General features: G+C 62.4%; 1 protein-coding gene and 1 pseudogene. Both read right to left on the bottom strand.

Going from position 1 to position 607, the window contains the following annotated elements:
• Positions 1–142, bottom strand: a pseudogene (locus IVB50_RS42420) (plasmid pRiA4b ORF-3 family protein); the annotation flags it as partial.
• Positions 139–607, bottom strand: a 469-nt coding sequence (locus tag IVB50_RS16565; protein ID WP_247296561.1) for a transposase, incomplete at its 5' end; no start/stop codon positions are given. The pseudogene IVB50_RS42420 and the gene IVB50_RS16565, both read right to left, overlap by 4 nt.

Genomic DNA, 607 nt, shown 5'->3' with positions numbered 1-607 from the left:
TCGTCCAGCCAAACGCCGCCTGAAGCGTCAGATGCAGCCGATCAAGGCGCAGCGTGAGCGGCACGACAAGGCATCGCATCACCTCCGGTTTCACGTCCTCGAGGGTCACCTTGATCCGGACCGCGGTCGTGCTGAGGCTCATGCCGCAAGCCTCGGATCTTGTGCATGCATCGTATAGGTGGATGCCCAGGGAAGCAGTTCGTCCAGCCGTGCCGCCGGCCAGCCATTGACGAGCTTTGCCAGAACGTCGGCAAGCCAATACTCGGCGCTGACGCCGTTGAGCTTACAGGTCTCAATGAGCGACGCCAGCAATGCCCAATTCTCAGCACCCTCGTCACACCCGGCGAACACGGCGTTCTTGGCATTGAGCTTGATCGGCCGCATCGCACGCTCGACTGCGTTGGTGTCCATTTCGATGCGCCCGTCATCAAGGTAGAGCGTCAAGCCGTCCCAATGACGCAGTGCATAGCGTAAAGCTTTCGCCGTCTCACTCTTCTGCGCGAGGTGACCAAGCTTCGCCTCAAACCACTGCTTCAAGGCTGCAGCCAACGGCCGGGCATGCGCCTGCCGGCCCGCGCGGCGCTCGGCGTCAGATCGGCCACGGAGG

The organism is Bradyrhizobium sp. 87 (genome assembly GCF_023073015.1).
Classification (GTDB): domain Bacteria; phylum Pseudomonadota; class Alphaproteobacteria; order Rhizobiales; family Xanthobacteraceae; genus Bradyrhizobium; species Bradyrhizobium canariense_D.
This window is presented reverse-complemented; position numbering and strand designations above follow the sequence as displayed.